This is a genomic window from Lacinutrix sp. MEBiC02404 (assembly GCF_053601575.1).
In genome coordinates, this window is the sequence record NZ_JBSHNV010000116.1 from 1 (window position 1) to 2,866 (window position 2,866).

The 2,866-nt window shown below is 35.4% G+C and carries 2 protein-coding genes; both read left to right on the forward strand.

What is annotated here, in order from left to right:
* The first annotated feature begins 733 nt into the window (after window positions 1–733).
* Window positions 734–1,507, forward strand: a complete 774-nt coding sequence (locus tag ACVCXO_RS02905; protein WP_452228097.1) for an O-methyltransferase — start codon at window positions 734–736, stop codon at window positions 1,505–1,507.
* Between the two features lie 67 nt (window positions 1,508–1,574).
* On the forward strand, window positions 1,575–2,261 hold the full coding sequence (locus tag ACVCXO_RS02910) for an ABC transporter ATP-binding protein (protein ID WP_452228098.1): 687 nt from the start codon (window positions 1,575–1,577) through the stop codon (window positions 2,259–2,261).
* The last annotated feature ends 605 nt before the right edge of the window (window positions 2,262–2,866 follow it).

Genomic DNA, 2,866 nt, shown 5'->3' on the forward strand with positions numbered 1-2,866 from the left:
TTTTGTCAGTTCGAGTGAAATTGCATTTTTTTTATGCAATTTTGTATCGAGAACCAATGCTAAAACCCTTCCGTCTTTGATTTCTTTTACGGAAATCAAATCCACCTTCCCTTGAAAAAAGGGAAGGAGTTTTGTGATTTGGGGTTCATTCACGGAATAGCTTTTAGCTTTTAGTTTTTAGCTTTTAGCTTTTAGCTTTTAGCTTTTAGCTTTTAGCTTTTAGCAAAAATTGTCATTTCGAGTGATTTTGTCAGTTCGAGTGAAATTGCATTTTTTTTATGCAATTTTGTATCGAGAACCAATACTAAAACCCTTCCATCTTTGATTTCTTTTACGGAAATCAAATCCACCTTCCCTTGAAAAAAGGGAAGGAGTTTTGTGATTTGGGGTTCATTCTCGGAATAGCTTTTAGCTTTTAGCTTTTAGCTTTTAGCTTTTAGCTTTTAGCAAAAATTGTCATTTCGAGCTTGCCAAGAAATCTTTTTTTTAACAAATTACGGATAACGGAACACTAAAGATTGAAGACTGAACAATGATGATTAATAACGGAAACCAATGTCAGTTCGAGTGAAATTGCATTTTTTCTATGCAATTTAGTATCGAGAACCAACTATAATTTAAAAACAGAGGTCATTTCGAGCTTGTCGAGAAATCTTTATTCACCTTTTAACTTTTTAACTTTCAACTTTTTTTTATCTTTTCACTTTTCACTTTTCACTTTTTGCCTTAAACCATGCTATACCAAGTCAAACAATACTTTAAATTCTTAAAAAAATCCACCAACCAACATGGTGTGCATTCTCCGTTTGTATATGATTTAATAACCAAATGTTTTTATGACAAGACAAAACATAAAGATTATACTATATTAAAACAGTACCGAGAAAAACTATACCAAAACCACACAACAATATCGGTAACCGATTTTGGCGCTGGAAGTCGCATTTTTAAATCCAACGAAAGACAAGTTTCTAAAATTGCAAAAACAGCAGGAATACCAAAAAAAAGAGCACAACTACTCTACCGAGTCACAAATTATTTCCAAATAAAAAACAGCCTCGAACTTGGTACTTCTCTAGGTTTAGCGACTGCCGCATTGCATTTAGGAAATAAAAACGGAAACACAACAACTATGGAAGGCTGCCCAGAAACCGCTAAAACAGCAAAACAGCAATTGGAAGCTTTCCATTTTAAAAACATAGACCTTAGAATTAACGATTTTAAAACGGAATTAAAGACACTAAAAAACACAAACTTCGATCTTATTTACATCGACGGAAACCATCAAAAAGAAGCGACTTTAAACTATTTTGAAATTTTGTGCAACAACGTTCATAATGATTCGGTACTCATTTTTGATGATATCCATTGGTCCGCACCAATGGCAGCAGCTTGGCAAGAAATTAAAAACCATCCACAAGTTACAGTAACCGTAGATACCTTTTTCTGGGGAATCGTATTTTTCCGTAAAGAACAAGTAAAAGAACATTTTACAATTAGAGTGTAACAACTTTTGTTAAAATGCGTCTTACATTTATATATATATTTTAACTTGTAGCAACAAAAAATAAAAGATGAGTAACGTTATTGAAATTAAAAATATTATTCGCGATTTTAAACTAGGCACAGAAACAGTTCATGTTTTAAAAGGAATAGATTTAAATATAGAACGTGGCGATTATGTAGCAATTATGGGACCTTCTGGTTCCGGAAAATCTACATTAATGAATCTTTTAGGCTGCTTAGACACACCAACTTCTGGAAGCTACTTGTTAAACGGACAAGATGTTAGTCAGATGTCCGACGACCAACTTGCAGATATTCGTAATAAAGAAATTGGCTTCGTTTTTCAAACCTTTAACCTATTACCAAGAACCACAGCTTTAGACAATGTGGCGCTACCAATGGTTTATGCAGGGAAATCCAAATCAGAACGTCATGCACGTGCTGCCGAAGTTTTAACAAACGTAGGCTTAGCAGATAGAATGGACCACAGACCTAATCAACTTTCTGGTGGGCAACGCCAGCGTGTTGCCGTTGGTAGAGCTTTAGTAAACAATCCATCTATTATTCTTGCCGATGAGCCAACAGGAAACTTAGACTCTAAAACCGGATTAGAAATAATGGGTTTATTTGACGAAATCCACAAAGCAGGAAACACGGTTATTATGGTTACACACGAAGAAGAAATTGCAGCGCATGCACATCGCGTGATTCGTTTACGGGATGGTGTTGTAGAAAGTGATACTAGAAATAGGTAGTTTAGTTTTTAGTTTTTAGTTTTTAGTTTTTAGTGAAATTGTCATTTCCAGCCTGTCGAGAAATCTTTTTACCTTTTAACTTTCAACTTTTGCCTTATCTGCTTTTGCCTTACCTGCTTTTGTCTTTTCCCCTAATACATGTCAGTTCGAGTGAAATTGCAATTTGTTCTGCAATTTAGTATCGAGAACCAAAGAGAAACCCCATAACCATGTCCCCTTGAGAGTTATCAAAATGAAAACATATTTTCATCAAAGACACCCAACAAAGCCAATTAGGAAAACCTCAACACGAAGCAACCTCGCAGCAATGTCCCCTTGAGGGGACTTTAGGGGTGTTTTTCAAAAAAAACATAGCACCATCAAAGATACCGAGCATCACTCTTTATGGGTGTTTCACTTTGCCTTTTGTCTTTTCCTCTAATACATGTCAGTTCGAGTGAAATTGCTTTTTTCTGCAATTTAGTATCGAGAACCAAAGAGAAACCCCATAACCATGTCCCCTTGAGGGTTATCAAAATGAAAACATATTTTCATCAAAGACACCCAACAAAGCCAATTAGGAAAACCTCAACACGAAGCAACCTCGCAGCAATGTCCCCTTGAGG

Coding starts and splice junctions, on each gene's coding strand:
- ACVCXO_RS02905 (WP_452228097.1), top strand. CDS start 734: ATGCTATACCAAGTCAAACAATACTTTAAATTCTTAAAAAAATCCACC.
- ACVCXO_RS02910 (WP_452228098.1), top strand. CDS start 1,575: ATGAGTAACGTTATTGAAATTAAAAATATTATTCGCGATTTTAAACTA.